This is a genomic window from Pseudomonas sp. 10-1B, assembly GCF_000935045.1.
GTDB lineage: Bacteria > Pseudomonadota > Gammaproteobacteria > Pseudomonadales > Pseudomonadaceae > Aquipseudomonas.
This window is the reverse complement of record NZ_JYKS01000054.1, coordinates 1-24,090: the sequence shown is the minus strand read 5'-3', so window position 1 is coordinate 24,090 and position 24,090 is coordinate 1. Positions and strand designations below refer to the sequence as shown.

Sequence of the window (24,090 nt, the reverse complement as noted above, 5' to 3'; positions counted from 1 at the left end):
CGATACAGGGCGAACTCATCATGTTCATTCGTGGCTACCTTCGAGCATCGACACAAGGTCAAGATGCAAACCGTGCACGTGCCGCCCTGTCTGAGTTCGCCATTGCACACGGCCACAAGGTCGCCACGTTCTACGTTGAGAACGTGTCTGGTGCAAAGCTGGAGCGTGAAGAACTCAATAGGCTGATTGATGACAGTCATGAAGGTGATGTGCTGCTCATTGAACAAGTGGACCGTTTGTCCCGTCTTCAAGCTGATGACTGGGATGATTTGAAAGCTCGCATCAAAGACAAGGGCATCAACATCGTTAGCCTGGACCTACACACTAGCCATACGGCGTTGACCAAATCAGATGCTACTGATGACTTCACTAAAGGCATGATTAAGGCCATCAACGGTATGCTACTCGACATGCTGGCTGTGGTTGCACGCAAGGACTATGAAGACCGTCGCAGCCGTCAAGCTCAGGGTATCAACACTGCGAAGGCTAAAGGGGTGTACAAGGGCCGCAAGAGAGATGAAGGCTTGCATGAGCGTATCCGTATGGCCCTTGAAGGCGGCCAGAGTCTACGTAAGACGGCAACCGTTGTTGGTTGTGCCCTCAGCACCGTACAACGAGTACAGAAAGAGATGAAAGCAGCTGTCTAAAGTCGGCTTCATACAGAGCCACATGGGCCAACCCTGTGGGGTAGGGTAGATATACATCCAGTCGCCTCGCTATGAGCTTCCTGTGAGCTTGTGGCGGGGCTTTCTTGTTATGTCTGTAGGGATTTTGAAATCATAAAACTTTTCGACCCTTTCTGTGATCTGGCCGTACTGAGCATGGGTGCTGTCTCTAGGGATTTCCCGTCAGGAACCTGCCGGATACGAAGCGAAATCCCATTTCTGATTTGAGGGGAAAATGAATTCGCGGCAGATGGGATACGTTGTATGCAAACTATCCCGCTGAGCACTTCACATAGATAAAACCACCATCACCGCAGATGAACTTGATTTGTCTGAATCAGACGACCATATATGCAGCCATCGAAGAAGTCAGTATATGGATTCGATATCTAAATGGCAGATAGTTGGTGTAGGCTTGCTATGTAAGTATTGACGCCGTCAGTTGGTCTTCTGCGGAGTGCTCATAAAATATGCCATTCACTGAGATGGAAAATGGTAAAGAGTCGTTATGAGTTTTTAAGATGCTAGTAGGTCTTTGATTTTTTTTGCTATTTCCTCAGGGTTTTCTTTCCATTCAACGTAAAGCTTGTCACTCATGAGATAGTTGCTGCTGAGTATTTTTTCTTTATCGCCATGAATGAGTGGAAGCAGACGCTTGGTTCCTCCCGAAATGTCGCCGTTTAGCACGGCGTTAATCTCTTTCTGCGGCCAAGCTTTAATCACGGAGTTCTCTGTCATTATCGCAACAACGTATTTTGATTTGATGAGTCCTTTGTTGATGGTCTCAATGAGGGAGTCACCCCAAGCTATAACTTTGGTGTCGTAGAATGCATGTACTCCTAATTTTTTTAACTCGTTATAAAGCGGCTCTACAATTGTTTCTTTATCTTCGGATGCGTGGCATAGGAAAACATCATACATTTCATATTCCTCTTTAATGGCATTTAGGAACTTGGGCGGAGATTTGTCGTGCTCAGCCATTTTTAATATTAACTTGACATAGGTCGGGTCATCTTTCCCTTTTACCATAGCGATAAAGGATAATCTGCCGTATAGGTTGTGTTTGAGCCTGCTGCCATCATCGGTAAGTGAAATATCCTCGGGCTTTAATCCCAGAACGTCAATGTAATAATGTTTCTCCGCCTCTTTTGGGTCTTTCACCCATTGATAAATGGCAGCGCGTACATTGTTTTTGTATTCGGCTGGAACGTTCACCTTCTTGTTCGTTACAAGTCCGGTTACTTCCTGTCTATCATACTTCGATTGAAGTCTGCTCTTTTTTTCGTTGATTTCGAATCGGGCTCTAGCGAAAATGCTAGACAACTCCTCGCCCACAATGGTTTGACCATCGATGATGTGAGCGATTTCGCGAGGAAATGCTCTTCTTGAAGATATGGTTACATCATCGGCATAACGAGAATAAGTCAGGTGGTGACTACGGACGTGTTTAATGATTCTATTGTCCAAAGTGCTTGCGACAATGTTAGATACAATTGGGGACGTGGCGGCCCCTTGAGGTAAGTAGTTATTAAAGCAGCATATCTGAGCAATTACGGTTGCGACGTCCGGGTGAATTTCAAATGGTTTGGCGATAAAAACCGCTCTTACTCGCCCGAAATTTATTGAGCCGAAGAAGTCTTTGATATCTACGTTTAAGACCCAGCTTGACTTTTTGTGAAGCATGGCATTCTGCAGAATTCCTCTTTTTTTAACAAATCCTTGGACGCAATTCTTGAACTCCAAGTTTTCATTAAGTAACTCTGCAAGTTTGTTTTGAACTACTCGCAAGCCCTTTTGAGGTGCATCAATCTTACGAAGACCGCCGCGCTTTTTGGGTATTTCAAAGGACTTGTACTTTAATGCATCTGCTCGCTTATAACAGATAAAAAGCAAATTGCCTTTTTTTACGCCTAATAACTCGCAAAGACGGTCGAGGGACGCAAGCTTGTAAATAGAGCGATTGGGAGGGGTCAGTAGCTTCAAGGCAAACTCCGGCCTGCATGCTGTCTGAGAAAAAGCGGCACCCCCCGCTATTCACCTTACGCCCCGCGAGACCGCTAACATTGCGAAGAAGCCTCGACGTAACTCTCAGTAGCATATGTCCTTACATTAACGATCATTGCAGCGGTAGCACTGCATAGTTAAAGCTTGGAGGGGTGCCTGTTACCTTTATGCCTGAAATACTCTCGGATGGCAATACGACATAAGCATAAGCAGATTTTCAAAAAAAACCGTGTATCCCTCATCCCTGCTCAGCCCGCTCCATGCGAATACCGGTTTCAGTTTGAGTGACAAAGGCATCGCGTTGGTTGTGTAACAAATGCTGTCACAACCCCTGTCACAAGTCGTTGCCACAGCCCCTTGCCATGGGTAGGATGAGGCACCCTTACTCCTTGTCGATCTACCCCTCGGCAAAGCGCATCTCCCGCGTCTCGCCCATCAACAGCGGCGCATTCGCCTCAGTCACCCCACGGATGTAATCCCACAACAGGGTAATCCGCTTCAACTTCCTCAAATCCTCCCGGCAATACATCCAGAACTGCCTCGTCACCTCGATCTCCTTCGGCAACACCGTCACCAACCGCGAATCCTGCGCCGCCAGGAAGCATGGCAAGATCGCCAGCCCACGCCCCTGCAACGCCGCCGTGTACTGGGCAATCACGCTGGTACTGCGCAAATGCGCGCTGGCGCTGGGTATCAGGTTGGCCAGGTACAGCAGTTCCGAACTGAACGCCAGGTCATCCACGTAACTGATGAACGGGTGCCTGGCCAGGTCCGTCACCTGGCGGATTGGTGCGTGGTTGTCCAGGTAATCCTGGGTCGCATACAGCCGCAAGCGGTAGTCGCACAACTTGCAGCACACATACGGCCCATGCTCCGGCCGCTCCAGGGCAATGACGATGTCCGCCTCGCGCTTGGACAGGCTGATGAAGTGCGGCAGCGGCAGGATATCCACCGAAATCGCCGGGTAGGCGTCGACGAAATGGCTTAGTTGCGGGGTGATGAAGAAGCTGCCGAAACCCTCGGTGCAGCCCATGCGCACATGCCCCGACAACGCCACGCCCGACCCGGACACCTGCTCGCACGCCATGTGCAGCGTGCTCTCGATCGACTCGGCATAGCCCAGCAGGCGCTGGCCCTCGGCGGTCAGGACAAAGCCGTTGGTCCGCGATTTTTCGAACAGCAAGGTGCCCAGCGCCGCTTCCAGCGAGCCGATCCGTCGCGACACCGTGGTGTAGTCCACGCTCAGGCGCTTGGCGGCGCTGCTGGCCTTGCGGGTACGGGCCACTTCGAGGAAGAACTTCAAATCGTCCCAGTTGAGCGCGCTCAGGGAGGTGAGGTCTTTTTGCATGATGATCCGGTTTTTTTGTGCGTTCTTGTTGGATGTTTGCACATCTATACTCGAAACAAGCCTCAGGACGCCACCTCGCGTTTGCCCGGCGCTGGCGATCTCGTCCCGACAATAATTCCAAGGAGAACGCAGATGAACGCACCGCAATCCCCTAACAGCACCAAGGTCGAGCAGGTCAAACTGCTGATCGACGGCCAGTGGGTCGAGTCCAAGACCAGTGAATGGCGCGATATCGTCAACCCGGCCACCCAGGAGGTGCTGGCGCGCGTACCGTTCGCCACCGCCGAGGAAGTCGACGCCGCCGTGGCCGCAGCCCAGCGCGCCTTCCAGACTTGGCGCGACACCCCAATCGGCGCGCGCATGCGCATCATGCTCAAGCTGCAGGCGCTGATCCGCGAACACACCAAACGTATTGCCCAGGTGCTCAGCGCCGAGCAGGGCAAAACTATTGCTGACGCTGAAGGCGATATCTTCCGCGGCCTGGAAGTGGTCGAGCATGCGGCGTCCATCGGCACCCTGCAGATGGGCGAATTCGCCGAGAACGTCGCCGGCGGCGTCGACACCTATACTCTGCGCCAGCCGATCGGCGTGTGTGCCGGCATCACCCCGTTCAACTTCCCGGCGATGATCCCGCTGTGGATGTTCCCCATGGCCATCGTCTGCGGCAATACCTTCGTGCTCAAGCCGTCCGAGCAGGACCCGCTGTCGACCATGCTGCTGGTCGAGCTGGCGCTGGAAGCCGGCGTGCCGGCCGGGGTGCTCAACGTGGTGCACGGCGGCAAGCAGGTGGTGGATGCCATCTGCACTCACCAGGACATCAAGGCGATTTCCTTCGTCGGTTCTACCGAAGTGGGCACCCACGTGTACAACCTTGGCAGCCAGCACGGCAAGCGTGTGCAGTCGATGATGGGCGCCAAGAACCACGCGGTGGTGCTGCCCGATGCCAACCGCCAGCAAACCATCAACGCCTTGGTCGGCGCTGCCTTTGGCGCGGCGGGCCAGCGCTGCATGGCCACCTCGGTGGCGGTGCTGGTGGGCAAGGCCCGCGAATGGCTGCCGGATATCAAGGACGCGGCCAGCAAGCTCAAGGTCAATGCCGGCTGTGAGCCAGGCACCGATGTCGGCCCGGTGGTTTCCAAGCGCGCCAAGGAGCGTGTGCTGGGCCTGATCGAAAGCGGCATCCAGGAAGGTGCCAAACTCGAACTCGATGGCCGCGACGTCAAGGTGCCCGGCTACGAGCAAGGTAACTTCGTCGGTCCGACCCTGTTCTCGGGGGTGAAGACCGACATGCAGGTGTACACCCAGGAGATCTTCGGCCCGGTGCTGGTGACCCTGGAGGTCGATACCCTCGACGAGGCCATCGCCCTGGTCAACGCCAACCCGTTCGGCAACGGCACCGGCCTGTTCACCCAGAGCGGCGCGGCAGCGCGCAAGTTCCAGAGCGAAATCGACATCGGCCAGGTCGGTATCAACATCCCGATCCCGGTACCGGTACCGTTCTTCAGCTTCACCGGCTCGCGTGGCTCCAAGCTCGGCGACCTCGGCCCGTACGGCAAGCAAGTGGTGCAGTTCTACACTCAGACCAAGACCGTCACCGCTCGCTGGTTCGATGACGACAGTGTCAATGACGGTGTGAACACCACCATCAGCCTGCGCTAAGGAGCACGTCATGCGTATCGCATTCATCGGCCTGGGCAACATGGGCGCGCCCATGGCCCGCAACCTGATCAAGGCCGGGCACCAACTGAACCTGTTCGACCTGAACAAGGCCGTGCTGGCCGAGCTGGCGGAACTGGGCGGGCAGATCAGCCCGTCGCCCAAGGACGCGGCGGCCAACAGCGAGCTGGTGATCACCATGCTGCCGGCCGCGGCCCACGTGCGCAGCGTGTACCTGAACGAAGACGGCGTGCTGGCCGGCATTCGTCCCGGCACGCCGACCGTGGACTGCAGCACCATCGACCCGCAGACTGCGCGTGATGTATCCAAGGCCGCGGCGGCCAAGGGTGTGGACATGGGCGATGCACCGGTGTCCGGTGGCACCGGCGGCGCGGCGGCAGGCACCCTGACCTTCATGGTCGGTGCCAGCGCCGAGCTGTTCGCCACCCTCAAGCCGGTACTGGAGCAGATGGGTCGCAACATCGTGCACTGCGGGGAGGTGGGTACCGGGCAGATCGCCAAGATCTGCAACAACCTGCTGCTGGGCATCTCGATGATCGGCGTGTCCGAGGCCATGGCCCTGGGCAATGCGCTGGGCATCGATACCAAGGTGCTGGCCGGTATCATCAACAGTTCGACCGGGCGTTGCTGGAGCTCGGACACCTACAACCCGTGGCCGGGCATCATCGAGACCGCGCCGGCATCGCGTGGCTATACCGGTGGTTTTGGCGCCGAGCTGATGCTCAAGGACCTGGGGCTGGCGACCGAAGCGGCACGCCAAGCCCATCAACCGGTGATCCTGGGCGCCGTGGCGCAGCAGCTGTATCAGGCCATGAGCCTGCGCGGCGAGGGCGGCAAGGACTTTTCGGCGATCGTCGAGGGTTATCGCAAGAAGGATTGATGCAAGAGGTGGGCTTCATCGCGGGCCAGGCGGCCTTCCCTCTGTAACTGCGCACCAGAGGGAAGGGCGGCTGATCCGCGATTTTTTTTGCCCACGCCTGCAGGTATTACGCGGCCGTTGTAGGAGCGGGTTCACCCGCGAAGGCGTCGGTGAGGCCACTGCAGCATTCGCGGGTAAACCCGCTCCTACAAGGGGGTAATGTCAGCTTTGGTATCAGGCAAAGACGAAATACTTGCGCACAGTCTCGACCACTTCCCAGGTGCCTTTCATCCCCGGTTCGATCACGAACACATCACCCGCTTTCAGGTGCTTCGGCTCCTCGCCTTCCGGGGTGATGATGCAGTAGCCATCGAGGAAGTGGCAGTACTCCCACTTCTCGTAATTGACCTCGAATTTGCCCGGGGTGCAGATCCAGGTGCCCATGATCTTGCTGCCGTCGGCCGACAGATAGGCGTTGAGGTTGACGGTGTGCGGATCGCCGCCGATGCGCTTCCACTTGGTGGCGTCCACTACCGGCGTCGGGCAGGTTTCGCGCAGGACGGTGATGAAATCGGACATGGCACAACTCCTGGTGACTGGCTGAATGACTGGTCACCATAGGGCTATCGGCAGAGCCGCAGTTGCCTGGGCTCGACGTCCAGCTGTCTGCCCGCGCTATGCCAGGCACACGCCTTATGCCCACCAATACCGCACGAAGTGGAAAAACACCGGCGCGGCAAAGCACACCGAGTCCATGCGGTCGAGCATGCCGCCGTGGCCTTCGATCATGTGCCCCCAGTCCTTCACCCCGCGGTCGCGCTTGATCGCCGACATCACCAACCCGCCGAAGAAGCCCATGGCGTTGACTGCCAGTGCCATCAGCGCGGCCTGCCAGAAGGTGAACGGGGTGATCCAGCACAGCAGGGCGCCGATCAGGGTGGCCAGCGCCACGCCACCGGCCAGCCCTTCGACGGTCTTCGACGGCGACAGGTTGGGCGCCACCTTGTGCTTGCCGAACAGCTTGCCGCACACGTACTGCAGCACGTCGCTGATCTGTACCACCAGGATCAGCCAGGCGATCAGCAGCAGGTTGCGCCCTTCGTAGCCGGGGATATCCAAGGTCATCAGTGCCGGCACCGACGATACGCAGTACACCGCGATCATCAACCCCCACTGCACCTTCGAGGCGCGTTCGAGAAAGCGTGTGGTGTCGCCGCCGAAGCTGGCCAGGATCGGCAGCAACAGGAACAGGTACACCGGAATGAAGATGCTGAACAAGCCGTACCAATCCATGGCGATCAGCATGTACTGCACCGGCAGCGCCACATAGAACGCTGCCACCAGCGCCGGGTAGTCGCTGCGCCGGGTCGGGGTGAGGGTCATGAATTCGCGCAGGGCGTAGAACGACACGCCGTAGAACAGCACGATCACGCCGTACTTGCCGAACAGGAAGGCGATGCCGATCACCAGCACCATCACCCACCAGGCATTGATGCGGGCGTTGAGGTTGTCGATCACGGGATGTGGTGCCGGGCCGGCGCGCCACTTGAGCAGGCGGCCGATCACGCTGGCGAGCAGTAGCAGGGCGCCGATGCCGGCGAACAGGGAAAGGGTGTTGTCGTCCATCTCAGGCATCCTTGGGGGCCAGGTTCAGCAGGGCCTGGCTGGCCCGCTCGAGAAACGCCTGCTTGCTTTCATCTGCTTGCAGGTGCAGCGGTTCGCCAAAGCTCAGCGTGCACAGCAGCGGCAACGGCAGCGCACGGCCCTTGGGCATTACCCGGTTGAGGTTGGCTATCCATACCGGTACCAGTTCGACTTCGGGGTTGGCTGCTGCCAGGTGGTAAAGCCCGCTCCTGAACGGCATCAACGGTTCATCACCGAGGTTGCGCGTGCCTTCCGGGAAGAAGATCAGCGAATCGCCTTGGGCGACCGCTTCGAGAATTGGCTGCAGCGGGCTGCCCTGGCCTTCGCTGCGTTGCCGGTCGATCAGCACGCCATTGAATACCTTGCGGATCAGAAAATCGCGGATGCCCGGTTTGGCCCAATAATCGGCACCGGCTACCGGGCGGGTATGCTTGCGCAGCGGCTGTGGCAGCGAGGCCCACAGCAGCACGAAGTCGCCGTGGCTGCTGTGGTTGGCGAAATACAGGCGCTGCACCGGCAGTGGCGTGCAGCCCAGCCACAGGGCGCGGGCACCGGTGATCAGGCGGGCGGCGGAGGTGATGGCGTAGGCGGTCAGGTTGGCGAGCATGGGTTGGCTTGTTATCCCTTCAAAGGCAGTGTCAGCAGGGTAGCCAAGGCCAGCGACAGTTGCAGGCCCAGGCACACTGCCTGGCGCCGCAAAAGCGCCAGTGCGGCCTGGCTGCGGGCAGGCCAGGCGCGGCAGTCCGTGGCTTGCGGCTTGAGGTTCAGTTCGAACAGGGCGCGGTCCAGGGCCTGGGTGTCTGTCGCCAGGTCGGCGCTGCTGGCCAGGTAGGCGAACAGTTCGGCATCCACTGCTACGCGGATGGCCCAGTATTTGTGCAGCACGCCGAGTACCAGCAGCACGCCGCACAGAAGGCTGGCCAGCGGTTGCAGCGGGGTGCCCAGCAAGGGCGCCAGGCCGTAGGCCAGGGCCAGCAGGGTGAGGCCATCCGAGAGGCGCTCCAGCTGTTTGCCACGGCCCAGCAGGCTGGCCACCACGAGCAGGTTCATGGTTGTGCTCCAAGCTGTTGCAAGGCCTGGCGGTGCGCGCGGTGTAGAACGATACCGGGGCGGGCCTTGCGCAGCAGGGCTTCGGCCTGTTGCACATCGTTGCAGCGGCCGGTCAGCACCAGCCAGGCGGCTGCGGCGCTGGCGCTGCGAGAATAGCCCAAGGCGCAGCAGACCAGCACGGGGCCCTGGGAGCGCAGGTGTTCGATGGCGATGGCGGCCTGGTGCAGCAGCGTGCAGTCCGGCGCTATCAGGTCCAGGGTCGGGAAACACTGATAGCCAACAGCTGACGCGATCTGTGTAGGAGCGGCCTTGTGTCGCGAAAGGGGCGCGAAGCGGCCCCAGGTTTTCAGCTTCGCGGCAGAAATTGCCGGGGCTGCTGCGCAGCCCTTTCGCGACACAAGGCCGCTCCTACAAAGGACCGCGCCGGCATGGACATTACAAGGCAGCTCTGCACACAAATCGACAACCGCAGCGAATGGTGTACCACGCCCTGGAATCCGCCCCAGGTAAACGCCATCACACACTTCATCCGCCTGCGGATGACGCCAGGTCCACAACCGTGAATTGCCCCACGCCCCGGTCAGGTACGGCGCAAGCAACCAGCAGGCCGCAGGCGACAAGCGCCCATCGGCACCTTTCTGAAACCCGCCCGCGCCAAGCACGCCATAGTTCAGCGCCACCAAAGCCAGCGACACGGCCGGCCAGGCCAACCACAGCCAGGCGCCGCCAAGTGCCCCGGCAGGCACTGCGCACAACAGCGCGCCCACTGCATAGCACAACGCCAGGCGCCAGCGCTTGGCATCACGCGCAAGGCTCGCCTGCTGCCAAGGCAGCGGCCCCTGATGTGGCCACAGCCAGAGGCAGGCAAACCCCGCCAATGCCCCTGTCGGCACGTCGATGAAATGGTGCTGCCAGGTGGTCAGCACCGACACGCCGATCAGCGCCATCCAGCCATGCATCAACCAACGCCAGGGCTGGCGCCGCACATGCCGGGCAAACATCGTCCAGATGATCACCAGCAGCGCGATATGCAGCGAGGGCGCCTGGTTGAATGGCTTGTCGAAACCCATCAGTACATCGAACAACCAACCGAACAGTCCGCCCAGTTCCGGCCGCTCGAAGGTGAAGCGCAGCGGCCACAGCAGGAAGCAGGTGACGCTGATCACTTGGGCGCTGAGCAACGTCAGCGCATGCCGGTCCATTTCCTGGCGCGTGCGCGGCAGCAGGAAGGACAGCCCGTAGAGCAGGTCAACCGACCAGTAGGGGATGATCGTCCAGGGCCATAACGGCATGTGGCTTTCCCAGGCGAACACCAGGGTGCCGACATCACTGCGCCCGGCCGTATGGTTGTTCGCCAGCCCGTAGCTGAGGAAAAACAACGGCCCCAGCAGCAGAAGCCAGAACACGCCCCGGCGGATCAGCCCCGGCTCGCGCGATGAGCTCATTCAGCGCACCCGTTGCGCCAGGCTGACGCTGAAAATACCCCATTCGTCGATGCGCTGGGCCAGCTTGCGGAAGCCCGCCGCCTCAACCAACTGGTCCATTTCCGCCTGGCTGCGGCGGCGCATCACCCAGGCCTCGCCGCCGCGGTGGCTGGTGAGGGCGCGGGCGATCATCTCCAGTTGCGGGTGCCACGGCTGGCCGGTGTAGACCAGGTAGCCGCCATCCTCCAGCGCGTCGGCCAGGCCGGCCAGCGAGTTGCCCACCAGTTGGTTGCTGGGGAACAGTTCGTACAGGCCTGAGACCACGGCCAGGGTTGGCGGTTGTTCCAGGGTGGCCAGGCTTTGGCGGTCGAAGGCATCGCCGTGGACGAAGCGGGCAATGTCGGCCAAGCCTTTTTCGGCGATCAGCGCGCTGCCTTGCTGCACGTTCAGCTCGCTGTAGTCGCGCAGCAGGATCGAGTCCGGCAGTTGCTCAAGCTCTTGCAGGGCCTCGAGAATGTAGCGGCCATGGCCGGCGGCGATATCGACAATGTGCACCGGCCGCTGCTGTTCGCGCAGGTGGGCGATGGCCAGGCGCAGCAGTTCCTCTACGTGCAGCTTGCGCTGGCGAATGCCGCGCCAGCCGATGGCGTCGAGGTAGTTGCGGTCGACCAGGCGCCCCAGCTTGCCTTTGCCGGTCGGCTGGTTGCGGTACACGTAGTCGAGGGTGCTGCCGGAATCGAAGCCGGTGTCGAAGCCCAGCTTCACGCCTGCGGACAGCCCCTTGCCCAGGCGTAGCCCGGCACGGGTGGCGCGCCAGTACAGGTCACGGGGTGAGTGGCGCGGCAACGGCGCGGCCAGGCTTTCGGCCTCGGCGCAGCTGGCGCCGCTCTTGTCGGCCTCGAGCAGCGACGGCACGGGTGTGGGGCTGGCGAAGCAGTGCTCGACAAACCGCTCGATGCGCCGCAGGGCATGCGCCCGATCCCGTTCGCCGAGGGTGTCGTGGAAGAAGCCCGGCAGGATGTGCATTTCCTTGCGCGCGCTGCCCAGCCGATGGAAAAAGCGCTGTTGCGGCTGGCGTTCGACCACGAAGTCGGCACCGGACACCAGCAGTTGAGTGGGTATCTGGATAGCCTGGGCGTCCGCCACCACGCGGTCGGCGGCTTCATACAGGCCGAGCAGCATGGTCACCGAAATAGGCCGGCTGATCAGCGGGTCGGCCACATACGACATGACCCGCTCGGGGTCGTGGGTGAGCAGGCGTGGCTTGACGTAGCTGTTGACGAAAAAGTTGCCGCGCAAGGCCTTCAGCAGCTTCAGGCCGGGGCGGGCGAAGGGCACGTACAGTTTGACCTTGAAGGCCGGCGAGGCCAGCACCAGGCAGCGCACCTTGGGGGCGTAGTCGTGGGCCCAGGTGGCGACCAGCACGGCCCCGACGCTTTGCGCCAGCACTACCAGGTCCTGCTCGGCGATGCCGTGGTGGGCCTGGATGTGTTCGATGAAGGTTTGTACATCGCGCACGCTGGTGGCGAACCCCGGGCTGTCGCCGCGTGCGCCTGGCGACTGGCCATGGCCGCGGGCATCCCAGGCGAAGAAGTCGTAGCCCGGCATGTCCAGCTCATCGGCCAGGTGGGCCATGCGCCCGCCGTGTTCGTGGCCACGATGGAACATCACCACGGCGCGGCGTGGCTGGTGTTCGTTGCGGCTGGCAGGCCAGTGACGGTAGTGCAGCTCGACACCGTCATGGGTGGAGAAGTGCAGCGCTTGCGCTTGGCGCATGGTCAACGTCCTTTTGCAGCGGCGGTAGGCTCAGCGGGTTTCGGCCAGCCCCTGGCGAACCCGGTTGTAGAGGGTATAGAGCGAGAGCGCGAGGATGACCAGCAACAGGCCGTTGATCCAGGCGCCATCGAGCAGGCCGAAGGCGACGCCGGTGCCCAGCACGCCGAAGGCCAAGGCCCGGTCGCTTTTGCCCATGGGGCCGTCGTAGCGCCGTGAAGCACCGGCCAGCGGGCCCATGACACCGGCGTATTCGCTGAAGGTGGCGCACAGCACTACCAGTACCACCAGCGTTGGGGAAACACCGGCCAGCAGGGCGAAGGGCAGGTACAGCGCGGCGTCGGCGATCACGTCGCACAGTTCGTTGAGGTAGGCGCCGAGGGTGGACTGCTGGCCGAATTCCCGGGCCAGCATGCCGTCGACGGCGTTCAACGCCATGCGCAACAGCATCCACACCGGGATCAGGATGAACAGCCAGGTGACATGGGGCAGGGCGGCCAGCAGCAGGCCCAGCAGGAGCGAGACCACTGCGGCGGCGACGGTGACCTGGTTGGCGGTGACACCGCGGTCGTAAAGGCGCTGGACTGCCGGGCGAAGCAGGGCCTGGAAGCGCGGTTTGAGCTGGTAGATCGATGCCACTGGAAAGTCCTTTTCGGTGGGGCGTTATGGCGCCATTGTGTGTGAGCCTTCTTCGCGGGTAAACCCGCTCCTACTGTAGGAGCGGGTTTACCCGCGAATGCGCCCTGACAGGCACCGAGGTAATCTCAGGTTTCCAGCAATCGCTCAACCAATGCTGCGGCATAGCCCGGCAGCGCCGCGAAATCCCGCGCGCACACCAGCAACCGGCGGTTGGCCCATGTTTCCCTCAGCGCCACCCAGTGCAACGGCAACACCCCTTGCCAACGCTGCACCGCTGCCAGCGGCACCACCCCCACCCCGGCCCCGCCCGCGACCATGCGGATCACCCCGTCAAACCCCTCAGCCCGCACCCGAACCCGCATGCGCCGCCCTTCGCGCAGCGCCTGCTCTTCCAGGTACAGCGCCAGTGCACTGCCGGCCCCGAGGCCAACATAGCCATGGGCCAGGCTGTCGATGAAGCTGGGCGTGGCCTCACTGGCCAGCGGGTGGCCCAACGGCGTCACCAGCACCAACGGGTCGTCGCGAAACGGCCGGGTCTGCAGGTGCTCGCTGGGGGCGGCGGTGGAAACGATGCCCAGGTCAGCCATGCCCTGGCTGATCGACTGCACGATACGCAGGCTGGGCAATTCCTGTACATCCACGCTGACCCCAGGGTTTTCAGCCAGATAACTGGCCAGCAGCTCGGGCAGGTATTCAGTGAGTGCCGCCGTGTTGCACAACAGGCGCACCTGGCCTTGCTGCCCTTGCGCGTACTGGCCTAGGTCGAACTGCAGGCGCTCGACCTGCTGGGTTATCAATCGGGCATGCTGCAGCAGTGCCTGGCCCGCCGGAGTTGGTTGGACACCCCGGCGGTTGCGTTCCAGCAAGGGGATGCCCAGCGACGCCTCCATGGCGCGGATGCGCGCACTGGCTGCAGGCAGCGACAGGTGGCTGCGGCTGGCTCCAGCGGTGATGTTGCCGCACTCCAGGGTGTGCTGGAACAGCCTGAGGTCGATCAGGTCGAAATGCATGTGGCTCTGTCCTGAAAAGAGTCTGGCTGAGTATATGGCAGATTTTCACCCCGGCCGGCACACGCCATCATCGGCTCATGAATACCTTGCTCGCTTTCTACCAGAACATTGGCCCAGCGCTGTCGCTGCTGGTGCTGCTGACCTTCCTGCTGGCCGGTGCGGTGAAAGGGGTGATCGGCCTCGGCTTGCCGACCATTGCCATGGGCCTGCTGGGCCTGGCTATGTCTCCGGCGCAGGCTGCGGCGTTGCTGATCGTGCCCTCGACCCTCACCAACCTGTGGCAGCTGGCCAACGGCGGGCACCTGAGGGATTTGTTGGTGCGCCTGGGGCCGATGCTGGCGATGATTTGCATCGGTACCTTGGTGGGCAGTGCCTGGCTGGGGCTCGACAGCGGCCCGTGGGCCGTGCATGCGCTGGGCGCGGCCTTGCTGGTGTATGCGCTGTACGGCCTGGTCGGCCCCGGCTTGTATCTGGCGCCGGAACGCGAGCGTTGGCTGGGGCCGCTTTGTGGGTTGCTGACTGGTGTGGTTACAGCCGCGACTGGTGTGTTCGTGATGCCGGCGGTGCCCTACCTGCAAAGCCTGGGGTTGGGCCGTGAGCAGATGATCCAGGCCCTGGGCCTGTCGTTCACGGTCTCGACCCTGGCCTTGGCCGTTGGCCTGGCCGGGCAGGATGCTCTGGGTGGCCAGGCGCTGGGCGCTTCGCTGCTGATGCTGGCGCCGGCCTTGCTCGGCATGCTGGCCGGCCAGTGGCTGCGTCAGCGCATCAGTGCGCTGCTGTTCAAACGTTGTTTCTTCATCGGCCTGGCCGCACTCGGCGGCCATCTGCTGATCAACGGCTAGCGGACGATACGCTGAGCATATCGACCATCTGGATATCGAAGTCGCGCTCCAGGTAGTCCATGCGCGTTTCGAAGAATGCGGCCATGTGCGGCAGGGCCGAGTGCACATCCAGTGCGGCCTTGTTGGCCCACACCTCGAAAAACACGAACAGGCTTGGGTCCTGCTGGTCGCGCAGCATGTGGTACTCGATGCAGCCTGGCTCCTGGCGGCTTGGCTCGACGTAGGGGCGGAACAAGGCTTCGAATGCTTCAGCCATTTCCGGGCGGGTCTTGGCTTTGAGGACGAACGCGTATTGCTCACTCATGGGTCGCTACTCGGTGATGGAAAGGTGAACCGATTCTACGGCAACAATGCGTCTGGTATTCATGACTTCAAGTCAATTGTATTTTGCCCTGTCGTTGCTATATCCCACGCCCGCGAGCCTCTAACCTGCCGGCCTGAATTCTGATTCGGCCCCTGGAGGCCTGCATGAAAAAGATCCTTTTGCTCAACGGCGGTAAACAGTTCGCCCATTCCGACGGACGCCTCAACGCAACGTTGCACGAAGCGGCCATCGCTCATCTGGACCGGGCCGGTTTCGATGTGCGCCAGACTTTCATCGATGGCGGCTACGATGTGCAGGAAGAGGTGGAAAAATTCCTCTGGGCCGATGTGGTGATCTACCAGATGCCCGGTTGGTGGATGGGCGCACCATGGACCGTGAAGAAGTACGTCGACGATGTATTCACCGCAGGCCACGGCAGCCTGTATGCCAACGACGGCCGTACCCGTTCGGACCATTCGCAGAAGTACGGCAGCGGTGGCTTGGTCCACGGCAAGCAGTACATGCTGTCGCTGACCTGGAACGCCCCGCAGCAGGCCTTTGACGACCCGAGCGATTTCTTCGAAGGCAAGGGTGTCGATGCGGTGTACTTCCCGTTCCACAAGGCCAACCAGTTCCTCGGCATGAGCGGGCTGCCGACCTTCCTGGCCACGGATGTGATGAAACGCCCGGATGTGCCGGCGGCGTTGGCGGCCTATGAGGCGCACCTGGACAAGGTGTTTGGCAAGGCTGAATAAGGGGTTGGCCTGTCCCGGCCTCTTCGCGGGCACGCCCGCTCCCACAGGTACTGTGCAAGCCTTGAAACTTGTGTGATCTCTGTGGGAGCGGGCGTGCCCGCGAAGAGGCCGGCCCAGGCATCGCTGGACTTGGCCTCGACAAGCGGCTATCTAATCCCTGCACAGTCCAAGCACAGGCCCAGATGTGAAAACCCGATCCGAAGAACTCCAGGTATTCGTCGCCGTCATCGACTGCGGCTCGATTTCCGCCGCCGCAGAATCGATGGGGCAGACACCCTCAGCCGTCAGCCGAACATTGTCACGCCTGGAGGCCAAGCTCGGCACCACCTTGGTCAACCGCACCACCCGGCGCATGGACCTCACCGAGGAGGGCCGCTTCTTTCTCGAACGCTCGCGCCTGATCCTGGAGCAGATGGACGAGATGGAAGAGCGTCTGTCGATGAACCGCCAGACCCCCACCGGGCGCCTGCGTATCAACGCCGCCGCGCCGTTCATGTTGCATGCCATCCTGCCGTGGATCGGTGAATTCCGCCGCGAGTACCCGGGCATCGAACTGGAACTGAACACCGACGACCTGATCATCGACCTGCTGGAACAGAGCACCGATGTGGCGATCCGCATCGGTGAACTGGCCGACTCCAGCCTGCACGCGCGTTCGCTTGGCTGCAGCCCGGTGCAGATCCTCGCCAGCCCGGCCTACCTTGATGCGTACGGCACGCCGGAAAAGGTCGAAGACCTCAGCAACCACTGCCTGCTCGGCTTCAGCCAGCCCGACTCGCTCAACCATTGGCCACTGCGCCACGCCCAGGGTGACCGCTGGAGTATCCGCCCCGCGCTGATCGCCTCCAGCGGCGAGACCCTGCGCCAGCTGGCGCTGGCCGGGGAGGGCATCGTCAGCCTGTCGCACTTCATGACCCACGAGGACATCCGCAGCGGGCGCTTGCAGGTACTGCTGGGCGAGGCCAACAATGGCTACCGCCAGCCGATCCACGCGGTGTACTACCGCAATACCCAACTGGCGCTGCGCATTCAGTGCTTCCTCGATTTCATCCAGCGCAAGCTGGCGATGTACGCCTGCTGAGTTGCCTGAACGCGACAGATCCTGTCCACAGGCGGCGAAACTTCCTACGGTTGTTTGCACAGTCGAAGCGCTTCGGCCTTACTGAACGCTCAACAAAAACAACACCAAGGAAGTGTCATGCGTATTGTCCCGTTCCAGTACCTGGCTCTCACAGCCGCGATCCTGAGCTGTTCCTCGGTCAATGCCGCCACCCTGGAGGGCGGTGCGGTGGCCGCACCCGATCAATATGGTGCACAGGTCGCCGCCGATATTCTCAAGAAGGGCGGCAACGCGGTGGACGCGGCAGTGGCCACCGCCTTCACCCTGGCGGTGACTTACCCGGAGGCCGGCAACATTGGTGGTGGCGGCTTCATGACCCTGTTCATCGACGGCAAGCCCTACTTCCTCGACTACCGCGAAGTCGCGCCCAAGGCCGCCACACGCAACATGTACCTGGACGACAAGGGCGAGGTCATCGAGAACCTCAGCCTGGTCGGGGCACGCGCTGCCGGCGTGCCCGGCACGGTGATGGGCCTGTGGGAGGCGCACCAGAAGTTCGGCAAGCTGCCCTGGAGCGAGCTGCTGACCCCGGCCATCGGCTATGCGAAAAACGGCTTCAAGGTCGCGGAAAAGCAGTACCAGTACCGCAACGATGCCCAGGGCATGTTCAAGACCGCGACCAACTTCAACGACTACTTCGGCAACATGAAGGTCGGCGAGCTGTTCAAGCAGCCGGAAATGGCCCAGACCCTGGAGCGCATCGCCGACAAGGGCGTGAGCGAGTTCTACCAGGGCAAGACCGCCGACCTGCTGGTGGCGCAGATGCAGGCCGACCAGGGCCTGATCAGCAAACAGGACCTGAAGGATTACAAGGCCGTGTGGCGTGAGCCGATGGCCGTGAGCTGGCGCGGCAATGTGGTCTATACCGCGCCACCGCCAAGCTCCGGCGGTGTCGCCCTGGCCCAGTTGCTGGGCATCAAGGAAGACCGCGCGGCGGACTTCAAGGGGGTGGCGCACAACTCGGCGCAGTACATCCACCTGTTGGCCGAGATCGAGAAGCGGGTGTTCGCCGACCGCGCCGACTACCTCGGCGACCCGGCCTTCACCAAGGTGCCGGTGGACCAGCTGGTGGCCAAGGACTACCTGGCCAAGCGCGCCGCGCAGGTCAACCCGAAGGCCATTTCCGAGACCGACCAGGTCAAACCGGGGTTGGAGCCGCACCAGACCACGCATTTCTCGATCGTCGACAAGCAGGGCAACGCGGTCAGCAACACCTACACCCTCAACCTCGATTACGGCAGTGGTGTAGTGGTGAAAGGCGCAGGGTTCCTGCTCAACGACGAGATGGACGACTTCAGCGCCAAGCCGGGGGCGGCGAATGCCTTTGGCGTGGTCGGTGGTGATGCCAATGCCATCGAGCCGGGCAAGCGCATGCTGTCGTCGATGAGCCCCAGCCTGATGACCCGCGATGGCAAGGTCGAGCTGGTCATCGGTACGCCGGGTGGCTCGCGGATCTTCACCTCGATCTTCCAGGTGATGAACAACCTGTACGACTACGGCATGCCGCTGGACAAGGCGGTCGCGGCGCAGCGCGTGCACCACCAACTTCTGCCCAAGGACACCATCTACTTCGACAGTTATGCGCCGTTGACCGGGCCGGTGGCCGATGAGCTGAAGAAAATGGGGTATGTGCTGGAGGACCAGGGCTGGGAGATGGGCGATATCCAGGCGATCCGGGTGGACGGGGCGAAGCTGGAGACCGCTTCGGATCCGCGTGGGCGTGGGGTGGGGATGATCGTCAAGTAAGCGGTCGCTTGTGCCGGCCTCATCGCCGGCAAGCCAGCTCCCACAGGTATTGCGTTGCCCTCAAGGCCTGTGCAATCCCTTCGGGAGCCTGGCTTGTGCCGGCCTCATCGCCGGCAAGCCAGCTCCCACAGGTATGGTGTTGCCCTCAAGGCTTGTGCAATCCCTGTGGGAGCCTGGCTTGTGCCGGCCTCATCGCTGGCAAGCCAGCTCCCACAGGTATGGTGTTGCCCTCAAGGCTTGTGCAATCCCTGTGGGAGCCTGGCTTGTGCCGGCCTCATCGCTGGCAAGCCAGCTCCCACAGGTAAGGTGTTGCCCTCAAGGCTTGTGCAATCCCTGTGGGAGCCTGGCTTGCCGGCGATGGGCCGCAAAGCGGCCCCAGGGTTTTCAGGTCAGACGCGGAACTGGCTGACCAGCATCTGCAATTGCCCACCCAGCCGTGCCAGTTCCACGCTGGCCGCTGCTGTCTCATCGCTGGCCGCCGCCGTCTGTTCCGACACATCACGCACATTCAGGATGCTGCGGCTGATCTCCTCGGCCACCGCACTCTGCTGCTCCGCCGCTGCGGCAATCTGCTGGTTCATCGACTGGATGCTCGACACCGTGCTGGTGATGCTCTCCAGCGAGGCCCCGGCCTTGCGCGCCAGCTCGACGCTGCTGTCGGTCAGGGTACGGCTGCCGTGCATGGCGTTGGCCACCTGCTGGGTTCCGTGCTGCAGGCCGGCGATCAGCTCCTCGATTTCTTCGGTGGACTTCTGCGTGCGCTGGGCCAGGCCGCGTACTTCGTCCGCGACCACGGCAAACCCACGGCCAGCCTCGCCAGCACGCGCCGCTTCGATCGCCGCGTTGAGCGCCAGCAGGTTGGTCTGTTCGGCCACCGACTTGATCACATCCATCACACTGCCGATCTTCTGGCTTTCCTGCTGCAGCAGGTTCATGGCCTCGGTGGAGCGGTTCATGTCTTCGGCCAGGCGCTCGATCTGGCCAATCGCCTCGCCCACCACGCGGTCCCCGGCCCGGGCTTCGTCATCGGCGCCGGTGGCGGCATGCGAAGCCTGCTCGGCATTGCGTGCCACTTCCTGAACGGTGGCAGCCATTTCGTGCATGGCGGTGGCTACCTGGTCGGTCTCGACCTTCTGGTTGTTGGCCCCCGCACTGGTCTGCTCGGTCACCGCCGACAACTCCTCGGCGGCGCTGGCGATCTGGGTGACGCCGTCGCGGATGCCGCTGATCAGCTCGCGCAGGGTGGTGCCCATGCGCGCGATGCCTTGTTGCAGCACACCCAGTTCGTCGCGGCGGGTGACGCGCAGGTGCTGGGTGAGGTCGCCGCTGGCGATCTTTTCCACCGCCACCAGGGTGTCATGCAGCGGGCGGGTGATCTGCCGGGTGATCAACACCGCCGCCAGTACGCCGACCAACAGCGCCAGCAGTGTGGCGATGGCCTGCAGGCTACGGGCCTGGGTGCTTTCCATGTCGCGGCGCTGCAGCTGGATCTGGTACAGCGCGTCGCTGCGCTTGACGATGTCGGCGCCCTGCACGGTCATTTCGGCGCGTGCGGTGGTGATGTTGGCGACCGCGTCGCGGAACTGGCGCACGGCATCACGGTAGGCCAGCACCGACTGCTCGAACTGTTGCAGGCGCGTGTCTTCGGCGGGCAGCTGGCGCTTGAGGTTGTCGATTTCGGCCAGGGCGGTGTCCAGCTGGCGCAGGGCGGCCTGCTCGTTGGCGGCGCTGTTGTCGGCAATGTAGCCGCGCACGTCGATGCGCACCTGCAACAGTTGCTGGCGGGCCTTGCTGATCAGCTGGTACTGGGCCAGGCGTACGCTGTCGGCCTCGGGGCGCTCCATGACTTCCCGGCTGAGGGTATCCATGGCCTGGTCGGCGCGGCTGGCCGAGCTGTCCATCGCATCGCGTGCGGCGCGGGAGGCGTCGTAGCCCTGGCGCATCTTGTTCAGCGACACCTTGTAGGCGCTGATGGTCTCGCCCAGCTCGCCCAGCAGCTTGAGGTTCTCGGGGCTCTTGAAGGTACTGGCCAGGTAGGCCTGCTGCTTGCCGAAGGCGTCCAGCTTGGCCTGGGTGTTGGCGGCTGCGGCATCGTCGCCGTTGGCGATCATGTACTGCAGGCGCGCAATGCGCAGGTCGGTGAGGTCTTTGTTGAGCTGGCCGATATCGCCCATCCAGTTGCTGCGGTCGATCAGGCTGCCCAGGCTGGTCCAGCCGGTCAGGGCCAGCAGGCCGGTAAGGATCAGTACCAGGCCGAAGCCCAGGCCCAGTTTGAGGTTGACGCTGATGTTGGCGAACCAGCTGTTCATGCACGCTCTCCAGAAGTTGTTTTCGCTCGCTTGATCTTCGATCGCCAGGCGTTGTTGTTCTGGATGCCCGCTGATTCGTCCAGGGGTTATCGGCAAGGATGGGAGAAGCTGAAACGCTTTTTCAGCAGATTTGTAACTGGATGGATTGGGGCTGCTTTGCAGCCCTTCGCGGGCAAGCCCGCTCCTACAGGTACACCGGTGACCTCAAGGCTAGCGCCATCCCTGTAGGAGCGGGCTTGCCCGCGAAGGGCCGCAGAGCGGCCCCACACAATCTTAAAGGTTACGCGCGCTGAAGGTATCGCAGCGGTTCACCTCGCCCTCGGCAAACCCGGTCTTGAACCAGCGCACCCGCTGTGCCGAGGTGCCATGGGTGAAGGAGTCCGGTACCACGCGCCCGCGGCCCTGTTGCTGCAGGCGGTCATCGCCAATGGCATTGGCTGCATTCAGTGCCTCCTCGATGTCACCTGGCTCCAGCCAGTTCAGGCGCTTCTGCGCCTGGTAGGCCCACACCCCGGCCAGGCAGTCGGCTTGCAGTTCCTGGCGCACCAGCAGGCCATTGTCGCCTTCCATGCGCTGGCCACTGCGACGCGCGGCATCCACCTTGGCCGACACGCCCAGCAGGGTCTGCACGTGGTGGCCGATTTCGTGGGCAATCACATAGGCCTGGGCGAAGTCGCCGGCCGCCGCGAAGCGGGTTTCCATTTCGCGGAAGAACGACATGTCCAGGTACACCCGCTGGTCCGCCGGGCAGTAGAACGGCCCCACCGCCGCCGAGGCGAAGCCGCAGGCCGAATTGACCTGGCCGCTGAACAGCACCAGCTTGGGGTCGCGGTATTGCTTGCCGGCTTCGGCGAACAGGGCTTTCCAGGTGTCTTCGGTATCGCCCAGGATCGAGGCGACGAACTCGGCCTGTTCATCATTGGCCGGTGGCGCCTTGCCGCCCGCACCACTGGGGGCCGTTTGCTGTTGCTCCATCTGGCCGGCGAGCTGGCCAAGAATCTGCAACGGGTCCTGCCCGGTGAGCCAGCCGATGCCGACGATCAGCAGAATCGCCCCGAGCCCCAACCCTTTGCCGCCGCCGAAGCGCATGCCGCCACCACCGCCACCTTCGCCTCGGGCATCGACCACGTTGTCGCTGCGTCGGCCTTTTCGCCATTCCATGAATGCTCTCCGGAGCGTGAAACAAGAAGACAAAGATTAGTTCACGACAGTGGCAGGTGTCAGGCCAAGGTGTTAACCCATAACCAAATGGTTATGTTTGAAGCGCCTGATTTCAATATTCATCGCACGCGACCTGTCTGAAACTGCATGTAGGAGCGGGCTTACCCGCGAAGGGCTTCCAAGAAGCCCCCTGCGCATTTCCATAATTCCAAGAGAGGAAACCGGCATGCCCGCCCAGGACAACAGCCGCTTCGTGATCCGTGATCGCAACTGGCACCCGAAAGCCCTTACGCCTGACTACAAGACCTCCATTGCCCGCTCGCCGCGTCAGGCACTGGTCAGCATTCCGCAGTCGATCAGCGAAACCACCGGCCCGGACTTTTCCCATCTGGGCTTCGGTGCCCACGACCATGACCTCCTGCTGAACTTCAATAATGGTGGCCTGCCGATCGGCGAGCGCATCATCGTCGCCGGCCGCGTCGTCGACCAGTACGGCAAGCCTGTGCCGAACACCCTGGTGGAAATGTGGCAGGCCAACGCCGGCGGCCGCTATCGCCACAAGAACGATCGCTACCTGGCACCGCTGGACCCGAATTTCGGCGGCGTCGGCCGTTGCCTGACCGACCGTGACGGCTACTACAGCTTCCGCACCATCAAGCCGGGCCCATACCCGTGGCGCAATGGCCCGAACGACTGGCGCCCGGCGCACATCCACTTCGCCATCAGCGGCCCGTCGATCGCCACCAAGCTGATCACCCAGTTGTACTTCGAGGGCGACCCGCTGATCCCGATGTGCCCGATCGTCAAGTCGATCGCCAACCCTGAAGCGGTGCAGCAGTTGATCGCCAAGCTCGACATGAGCAACGCCAACCCGATGGACTGCCTGGCCTACCGCTTCGACATCGTGTTGCGCGGCCAGCGCAAGACCCACTTCGAAAACTGCTGAGGACCCCGCCATGCCAATCGAACTGCTGCCGGAAACCCCTTCGCAGACCGCCGGCCCCTACGTGCACATCGGCCTGGCCCTGGAAGCGGCCGGCAACCCCACCCGTGACCAGGAAATCTGGAACCGCCTGGCCAAGCCAGACGCGCCAGGCGAGCACATTCTGCTGATCGGCCAGGTGTATGACGGTAACGGCCACCTGGTGCGCGACTCGTTCCTGGAAGTCTGGCAGGCCGACGCCAATGGCCAGTACCAGGATGCCTACAACCTGGAAAACTCCTTCAACAGCTTTGGCCGCACCGCGACTACTTTCGACGCTGGCGAGTGGACCCTGCACACGGTCAAGCCGGGTGTGGTGAACAACGCCGCTGGCGTGCCGATGGCGCCGCACATCAACATCAGCCTGTTTGCCCGCGGCATCAACATCCACCTGCACACGCGGCTGTATTTCGACGACGAGGCCGAGGCCAATGCCAAGTGCCCGGTGCTGAACCTGATCGAGCAGCCGCAACGGCGCGAGACGTTGATTGCCAAGCGTTGCGAAGTGGACGGGAAGACGGCGTATCGCTTCGATATCCGTATTCAGGGGGAAGGGGAGACGGTGTTCTTCGACTTCTGAATGAAAGGGGCCGCTAGACGGCTAATGTCGGTCAGTTAAGCGATTGGGGCCGCTTTGCGGCCCATCGACGCGGTTCGTCGCCACGACAAGCCGGGCTCCCACAGGAGCAGTGCAGACCTCAAGCTTTGCGCGGTCCCTGGACTGCCCCCAAGAAGTTGGACAAAAAATCCAACCCTTGGGGGACCTATGGGCAAATAC

Annotated in this window: 22 protein-coding genes and 1 pseudogene; 9 read left to right on the top strand and 14 right to left on the bottom strand. The window is 61.9% G+C overall.

Annotated features, from left to right (window positions below; all coding sequences use genetic code 11):
- The first annotated feature begins 20 nt into the window (after positions 1–20).
- On the top strand, positions 21–647 hold the full coding sequence (locus tag TZ03_RS24205; protein ID WP_051100896.1) for a recombinase family protein: 627 nt from the start codon (positions 21–23) through the stop codon (positions 645–647).
- Between the two features lie 534 nt (positions 648–1,181).
- Here TZ03_RS24205 and TZ03_RS24200 read toward each other — a convergent pair.
- Together TZ03_RS24200 and TZ03_RS24195 are read right to left on the bottom strand one after the other, a co-directional pair.
- Positions 1,182–2,648, bottom strand: coding sequence for a TIR domain-containing anti-phage reverse transcriptase (locus tag TZ03_RS24200; protein ID WP_053388461.1), 1,467 nt, complete (start codon positions 2,646–2,648; stop codon positions 1,182–1,184).
- A gap of 418 nt (positions 2,649–3,066) precedes the next feature.
- The gene (locus tag TZ03_RS24195) at positions 3,067–4,017 is read right to left on the bottom strand and encodes a LysR family transcriptional regulator (protein ID WP_051100893.1); all 951 of its coding nucleotides are present in this window, start codon (positions 4,015–4,017) and stop codon (positions 3,067–3,069) included.
- 132 nt (positions 4,018–4,149) lie between these two features.
- On the opposite strand from TZ03_RS24195, the gene TZ03_RS24190 reads away from it, so the two are divergent.
- Together TZ03_RS24190 and mmsB are read left to right on the top strand one after the other, a co-directional pair.
- Positions 4,150–5,676 (top strand): CoA-acylating methylmalonate-semialdehyde dehydrogenase, encoded by a 1,527-nt coding sequence (locus TZ03_RS24190; RefSeq protein ID WP_051100891.1) that lies wholly within the window; start codon positions 4,150–4,152, stop codon positions 5,674–5,676.
- Positions 5,677–5,686: 10 nt separating this feature from the next.
- Positions 5,687–6,574 carry a 3-hydroxyisobutyrate dehydrogenase gene (mmsB, locus tag TZ03_RS24185; RefSeq protein WP_039613062.1) on the top strand — a complete coding sequence of 296 codons (888 nt, stop codon included), beginning with the start codon at positions 5,687–5,689 and terminating at the stop codon, positions 6,572–6,574.
- Positions 6,575–6,787: 213 nt separating this feature from the next.
- On the opposite strand, the gene TZ03_RS24180 is transcribed toward mmsB, so the two are convergent.
- The 8 genes from TZ03_RS24180 to TZ03_RS24145 form a co-directional block, all read right to left on the bottom strand.
- The gene (locus TZ03_RS24180; RefSeq protein WP_051100888.1) at positions 6,788–7,132 is read right to left on the bottom strand and encodes a cupin domain-containing protein; all 345 of its coding nucleotides are present in this window, start codon (positions 7,130–7,132) and stop codon (positions 6,788–6,790) included.
- A 114-nt stretch (positions 7,133–7,246) separates the two neighbouring features.
- On the bottom strand, positions 7,247–8,179 hold the full coding sequence (locus TZ03_RS24175; protein ID WP_051100885.1) for a phosphatidate cytidylyltransferase: 933 nt from the start codon (positions 8,177–8,179) through the stop codon (positions 7,247–7,249).
- Between the two features lies 1 nt (position 8,180).
- On the bottom strand, positions 8,181–8,804 hold the full coding sequence (locus TZ03_RS24170; protein WP_051100883.1) for a lysophospholipid acyltransferase family protein: 624 nt from the start codon (positions 8,802–8,804) through the stop codon (positions 8,181–8,183).
- Positions 8,805–8,815: 11 nt separating this feature from the next.
- Positions 8,816–9,247, bottom strand: a complete 432-nt coding sequence (locus TZ03_RS24165; RefSeq protein WP_051100881.1) for a hypothetical protein — start codon at positions 9,245–9,247, stop codon at positions 8,816–8,818.
- Positions 9,244–10,692, bottom strand: coding sequence for a phosphatase PAP2/dual specificity phosphatase family protein (locus tag TZ03_RS24160; RefSeq protein ID WP_051100878.1), 1,449 nt, complete (start codon positions 10,690–10,692; stop codon positions 9,244–9,246). Before TZ03_RS24160 ends, TZ03_RS24165 begins: the two co-directional genes overlap by 4 nt.
- Positions 10,693–12,447: a bifunctional alpha/beta hydrolase/class I SAM-dependent methyltransferase gene (locus TZ03_RS24155; RefSeq protein WP_051100876.1), complete on the bottom strand. Its 1,755-nt coding sequence runs from the start codon at positions 12,445–12,447 to the stop codon at positions 10,693–10,695.
- Between the two features lie 30 nt (positions 12,448–12,477).
- Complete coding sequence (locus TZ03_RS24150) at positions 12,478–13,083, bottom strand: CDP-alcohol phosphatidyltransferase family protein (protein WP_051100873.1); 606 nt, start codon at positions 13,081–13,083, stop codon at positions 12,478–12,480.
- A 125-nt stretch (positions 13,084–13,208) separates the two neighbouring features.
- Entirely contained in the window at positions 13,209–14,093 is an 885-nt protein-coding gene (locus tag TZ03_RS24145; RefSeq protein ID WP_051100870.1) for a LysR substrate-binding domain-containing protein, read from the bottom strand.
- Positions 14,094–14,170: 77 nt separating this feature from the next.
- Here TZ03_RS24145 and TZ03_RS24140 point away from each other — a divergent pair, with 77 nt between their 5' ends.
- On the top strand, positions 14,171–14,935 hold the full coding sequence (locus TZ03_RS24140) for a sulfite exporter TauE/SafE family protein (protein WP_051100867.1): 765 nt from the start codon (positions 14,171–14,173) through the stop codon (positions 14,933–14,935).
- On the opposite strand, the gene TZ03_RS24135 is transcribed toward TZ03_RS24140, so the two are convergent.
- The gene (locus TZ03_RS24135) at positions 14,925–15,239 is read right to left on the bottom strand and encodes a putative quinol monooxygenase (RefSeq protein ID WP_051100866.1); all 315 of its coding nucleotides are present in this window, start codon (positions 15,237–15,239) and stop codon (positions 14,925–14,927) included. The two genes, TZ03_RS24140 and TZ03_RS24135, sit on opposite strands and share 11 nt — an antisense overlap.
- Positions 15,240–15,403: 164 nt before the next feature.
- Between TZ03_RS24135 and TZ03_RS24130 the strand changes: the two genes are divergently transcribed.
- The 3 genes from TZ03_RS24130 (at position 15,404) to ggt (ending at position 18,860) form a co-directional block, all read left to right on the top strand.
- Positions 15,404–15,994, top strand: coding sequence for an NAD(P)H-dependent oxidoreductase (locus TZ03_RS24130; protein ID WP_051100865.1), 591 nt, complete (start codon positions 15,404–15,406; stop codon positions 15,992–15,994).
- A gap of 184 nt (positions 15,995–16,178) precedes the next feature.
- Positions 16,179–17,075 (top strand): LysR family transcriptional regulator, encoded by an 897-nt coding sequence (locus TZ03_RS24125; RefSeq protein WP_051100864.1) that lies wholly within the window; start codon positions 16,179–16,181, stop codon positions 17,073–17,075.
- 117 nt (positions 17,076–17,192) lie between these two features.
- Positions 17,193–18,860, top strand: coding sequence for a gamma-glutamyltransferase (gene ggt / locus TZ03_RS24120; protein WP_051100863.1), 1,668 nt, complete (start codon positions 17,193–17,195; stop codon positions 18,858–18,860).
- Positions 18,861–19,249: 389 nt separating this feature from the next.
- Here the strand turns inward: ggt and TZ03_RS32085 are convergent, their stop codons facing one another.
- The 3 genes and pseudogenes from TZ03_RS32085 to TZ03_RS24110 all read right to left on the bottom strand — a co-directional run bounded on the left by TZ03_RS32085 (position 19,250) and on the right by TZ03_RS24110 (position 22,330).
- Positions 19,250–20,113: a methyl-accepting chemotaxis protein gene (locus tag TZ03_RS32085; protein WP_414860321.1), complete on the bottom strand. Its 864-nt coding sequence runs from the start codon at positions 20,111–20,113 to the stop codon at positions 19,250–19,252.
- A pseudogene (locus tag TZ03_RS32080) lies at positions 20,105–21,034 on the bottom strand (methyl-accepting chemotaxis protein); the annotation flags it as partial. The gene TZ03_RS32085 and the pseudogene TZ03_RS32080, both read right to left, overlap by 9 nt.
- A 408-nt stretch (positions 21,035–21,442) precedes the next feature.
- Complete coding sequence (locus TZ03_RS24110; protein WP_051100861.1) at positions 21,443–22,330, bottom strand: neutral zinc metallopeptidase; 888 nt, start codon at positions 22,328–22,330, stop codon at positions 21,443–21,445.
- Positions 22,331–22,556: 226 nt separating this feature from the next.
- Here TZ03_RS24110 and pcaH point away from each other — a divergent pair, with 226 nt between their 5' ends.
- Together pcaH and pcaG are read left to right on the top strand one after the other, a co-directional pair.
- Entirely contained in the window at positions 22,557–23,276 is a 720-nt protein-coding gene (pcaH, locus tag TZ03_RS24105) for a protocatechuate 3,4-dioxygenase subunit beta (RefSeq protein ID WP_051100860.1), read from the top strand.
- 10 nt (positions 23,277–23,286) lie between these two features.
- Complete coding sequence (pcaG, locus tag TZ03_RS24100) at positions 23,287–23,892, top strand: protocatechuate 3,4-dioxygenase subunit alpha (RefSeq protein WP_051100859.1); 606 nt, start codon at positions 23,287–23,289, stop codon at positions 23,890–23,892.
- Positions 23,893–24,090: the final 198 nt, after the last annotated feature.

Excerpts from the sequence above, each read along its gene's own strand:
- pcaH (WP_051100860.1), top strand. The coding sequence starts at position 22,557 with ATGCCCGCCCAGGACAACAGCCGCTTCGTGATCCGTGATCGCAACTGG.
- TZ03_RS24155 (WP_051100876.1), bottom strand. The coding sequence starts at position 12,447 with ATGCGCCAAGCGCAAGCGCTGCACTTCTCCACCCATGACGGTGTCGAG.
- TZ03_RS24130 (WP_051100865.1), top strand. The coding sequence starts at position 15,404 with ATGAAAAAGATCCTTTTGCTCAACGGCGGTAAACAGTTCGCCCATTCC.
- TZ03_RS24195 (WP_051100893.1), bottom strand. The coding sequence starts at position 4,017 with ATGCAAAAAGACCTCACCTCCCTGAGCGCGCTCAACTGGGACGATTTG.
- TZ03_RS24110 (WP_051100861.1), bottom strand. The coding sequence starts at position 22,330 with ATGGAATGGCGAAAAGGCCGACGCAGCGACAACGTGGTCGATGCCCGA.
- TZ03_RS24190 (WP_051100891.1), top strand. The coding sequence starts at position 4,150 with ATGAACGCACCGCAATCCCCTAACAGCACCAAGGTCGAGCAGGTCAAA.
- mmsB (WP_039613062.1), top strand. The coding sequence starts at position 5,687 with ATGCGTATCGCATTCATCGGCCTGGGCAACATGGGCGCGCCCATGGCC.
- TZ03_RS24160 (WP_051100878.1), bottom strand. The coding sequence starts at position 10,692 with ATGAGCTCATCGCGCGAGCCGGGGCTGATCCGCCGGGGCGTGTTCTGG.
- TZ03_RS32085 (WP_414860321.1), bottom strand. The coding sequence starts at position 20,113 with ATGGGCACCACCCTGCGCGAGCTGATCAGCGGCATCCGCGACGGCGTC.
- TZ03_RS24145 (WP_051100870.1), bottom strand. The coding sequence starts at position 14,093 with ATGCATTTCGACCTGATCGACCTCAGGCTGTTCCAGCACACCCTGGAG.
- ggt (WP_051100863.1), top strand. The coding sequence starts at position 17,193 with ATGCGTATTGTCCCGTTCCAGTACCTGGCTCTCACAGCCGCGATCCTG.
- TZ03_RS24175 (WP_051100885.1), bottom strand. The coding sequence starts at position 8,179 with ATGGACGACAACACCCTTTCCCTGTTCGCCGGCATCGGCGCCCTGCTA.
- TZ03_RS24170 (WP_051100883.1), bottom strand. The coding sequence starts at position 8,804 with ATGCTCGCCAACCTGACCGCCTACGCCATCACCTCCGCCGCCCGCCTG.
- TZ03_RS24205 (WP_051100896.1), top strand. The coding sequence starts at position 21 with ATGTTCATTCGTGGCTACCTTCGAGCATCGACACAAGGTCAAGATGCA.
- TZ03_RS24165 (WP_051100881.1), bottom strand. The coding sequence starts at position 9,247 with ATGAACCTGCTCGTGGTGGCCAGCCTGCTGGGCCGTGGCAAACAGCTG.
- pcaG (WP_051100859.1), top strand. The coding sequence starts at position 23,287 with ATGCCAATCGAACTGCTGCCGGAAACCCCTTCGCAGACCGCCGGCCCC.
- TZ03_RS24135 (WP_051100866.1), bottom strand. The coding sequence starts at position 15,239 with ATGAGTGAGCAATACGCGTTCGTCCTCAAAGCCAAGACCCGCCCGGAA.
- TZ03_RS24180 (WP_051100888.1), bottom strand. The coding sequence starts at position 7,132 with ATGTCCGATTTCATCACCGTCCTGCGCGAAACCTGCCCGACGCCGGTA.
- TZ03_RS24140 (WP_051100867.1), top strand. The coding sequence starts at position 14,171 with ATGAATACCTTGCTCGCTTTCTACCAGAACATTGGCCCAGCGCTGTCG.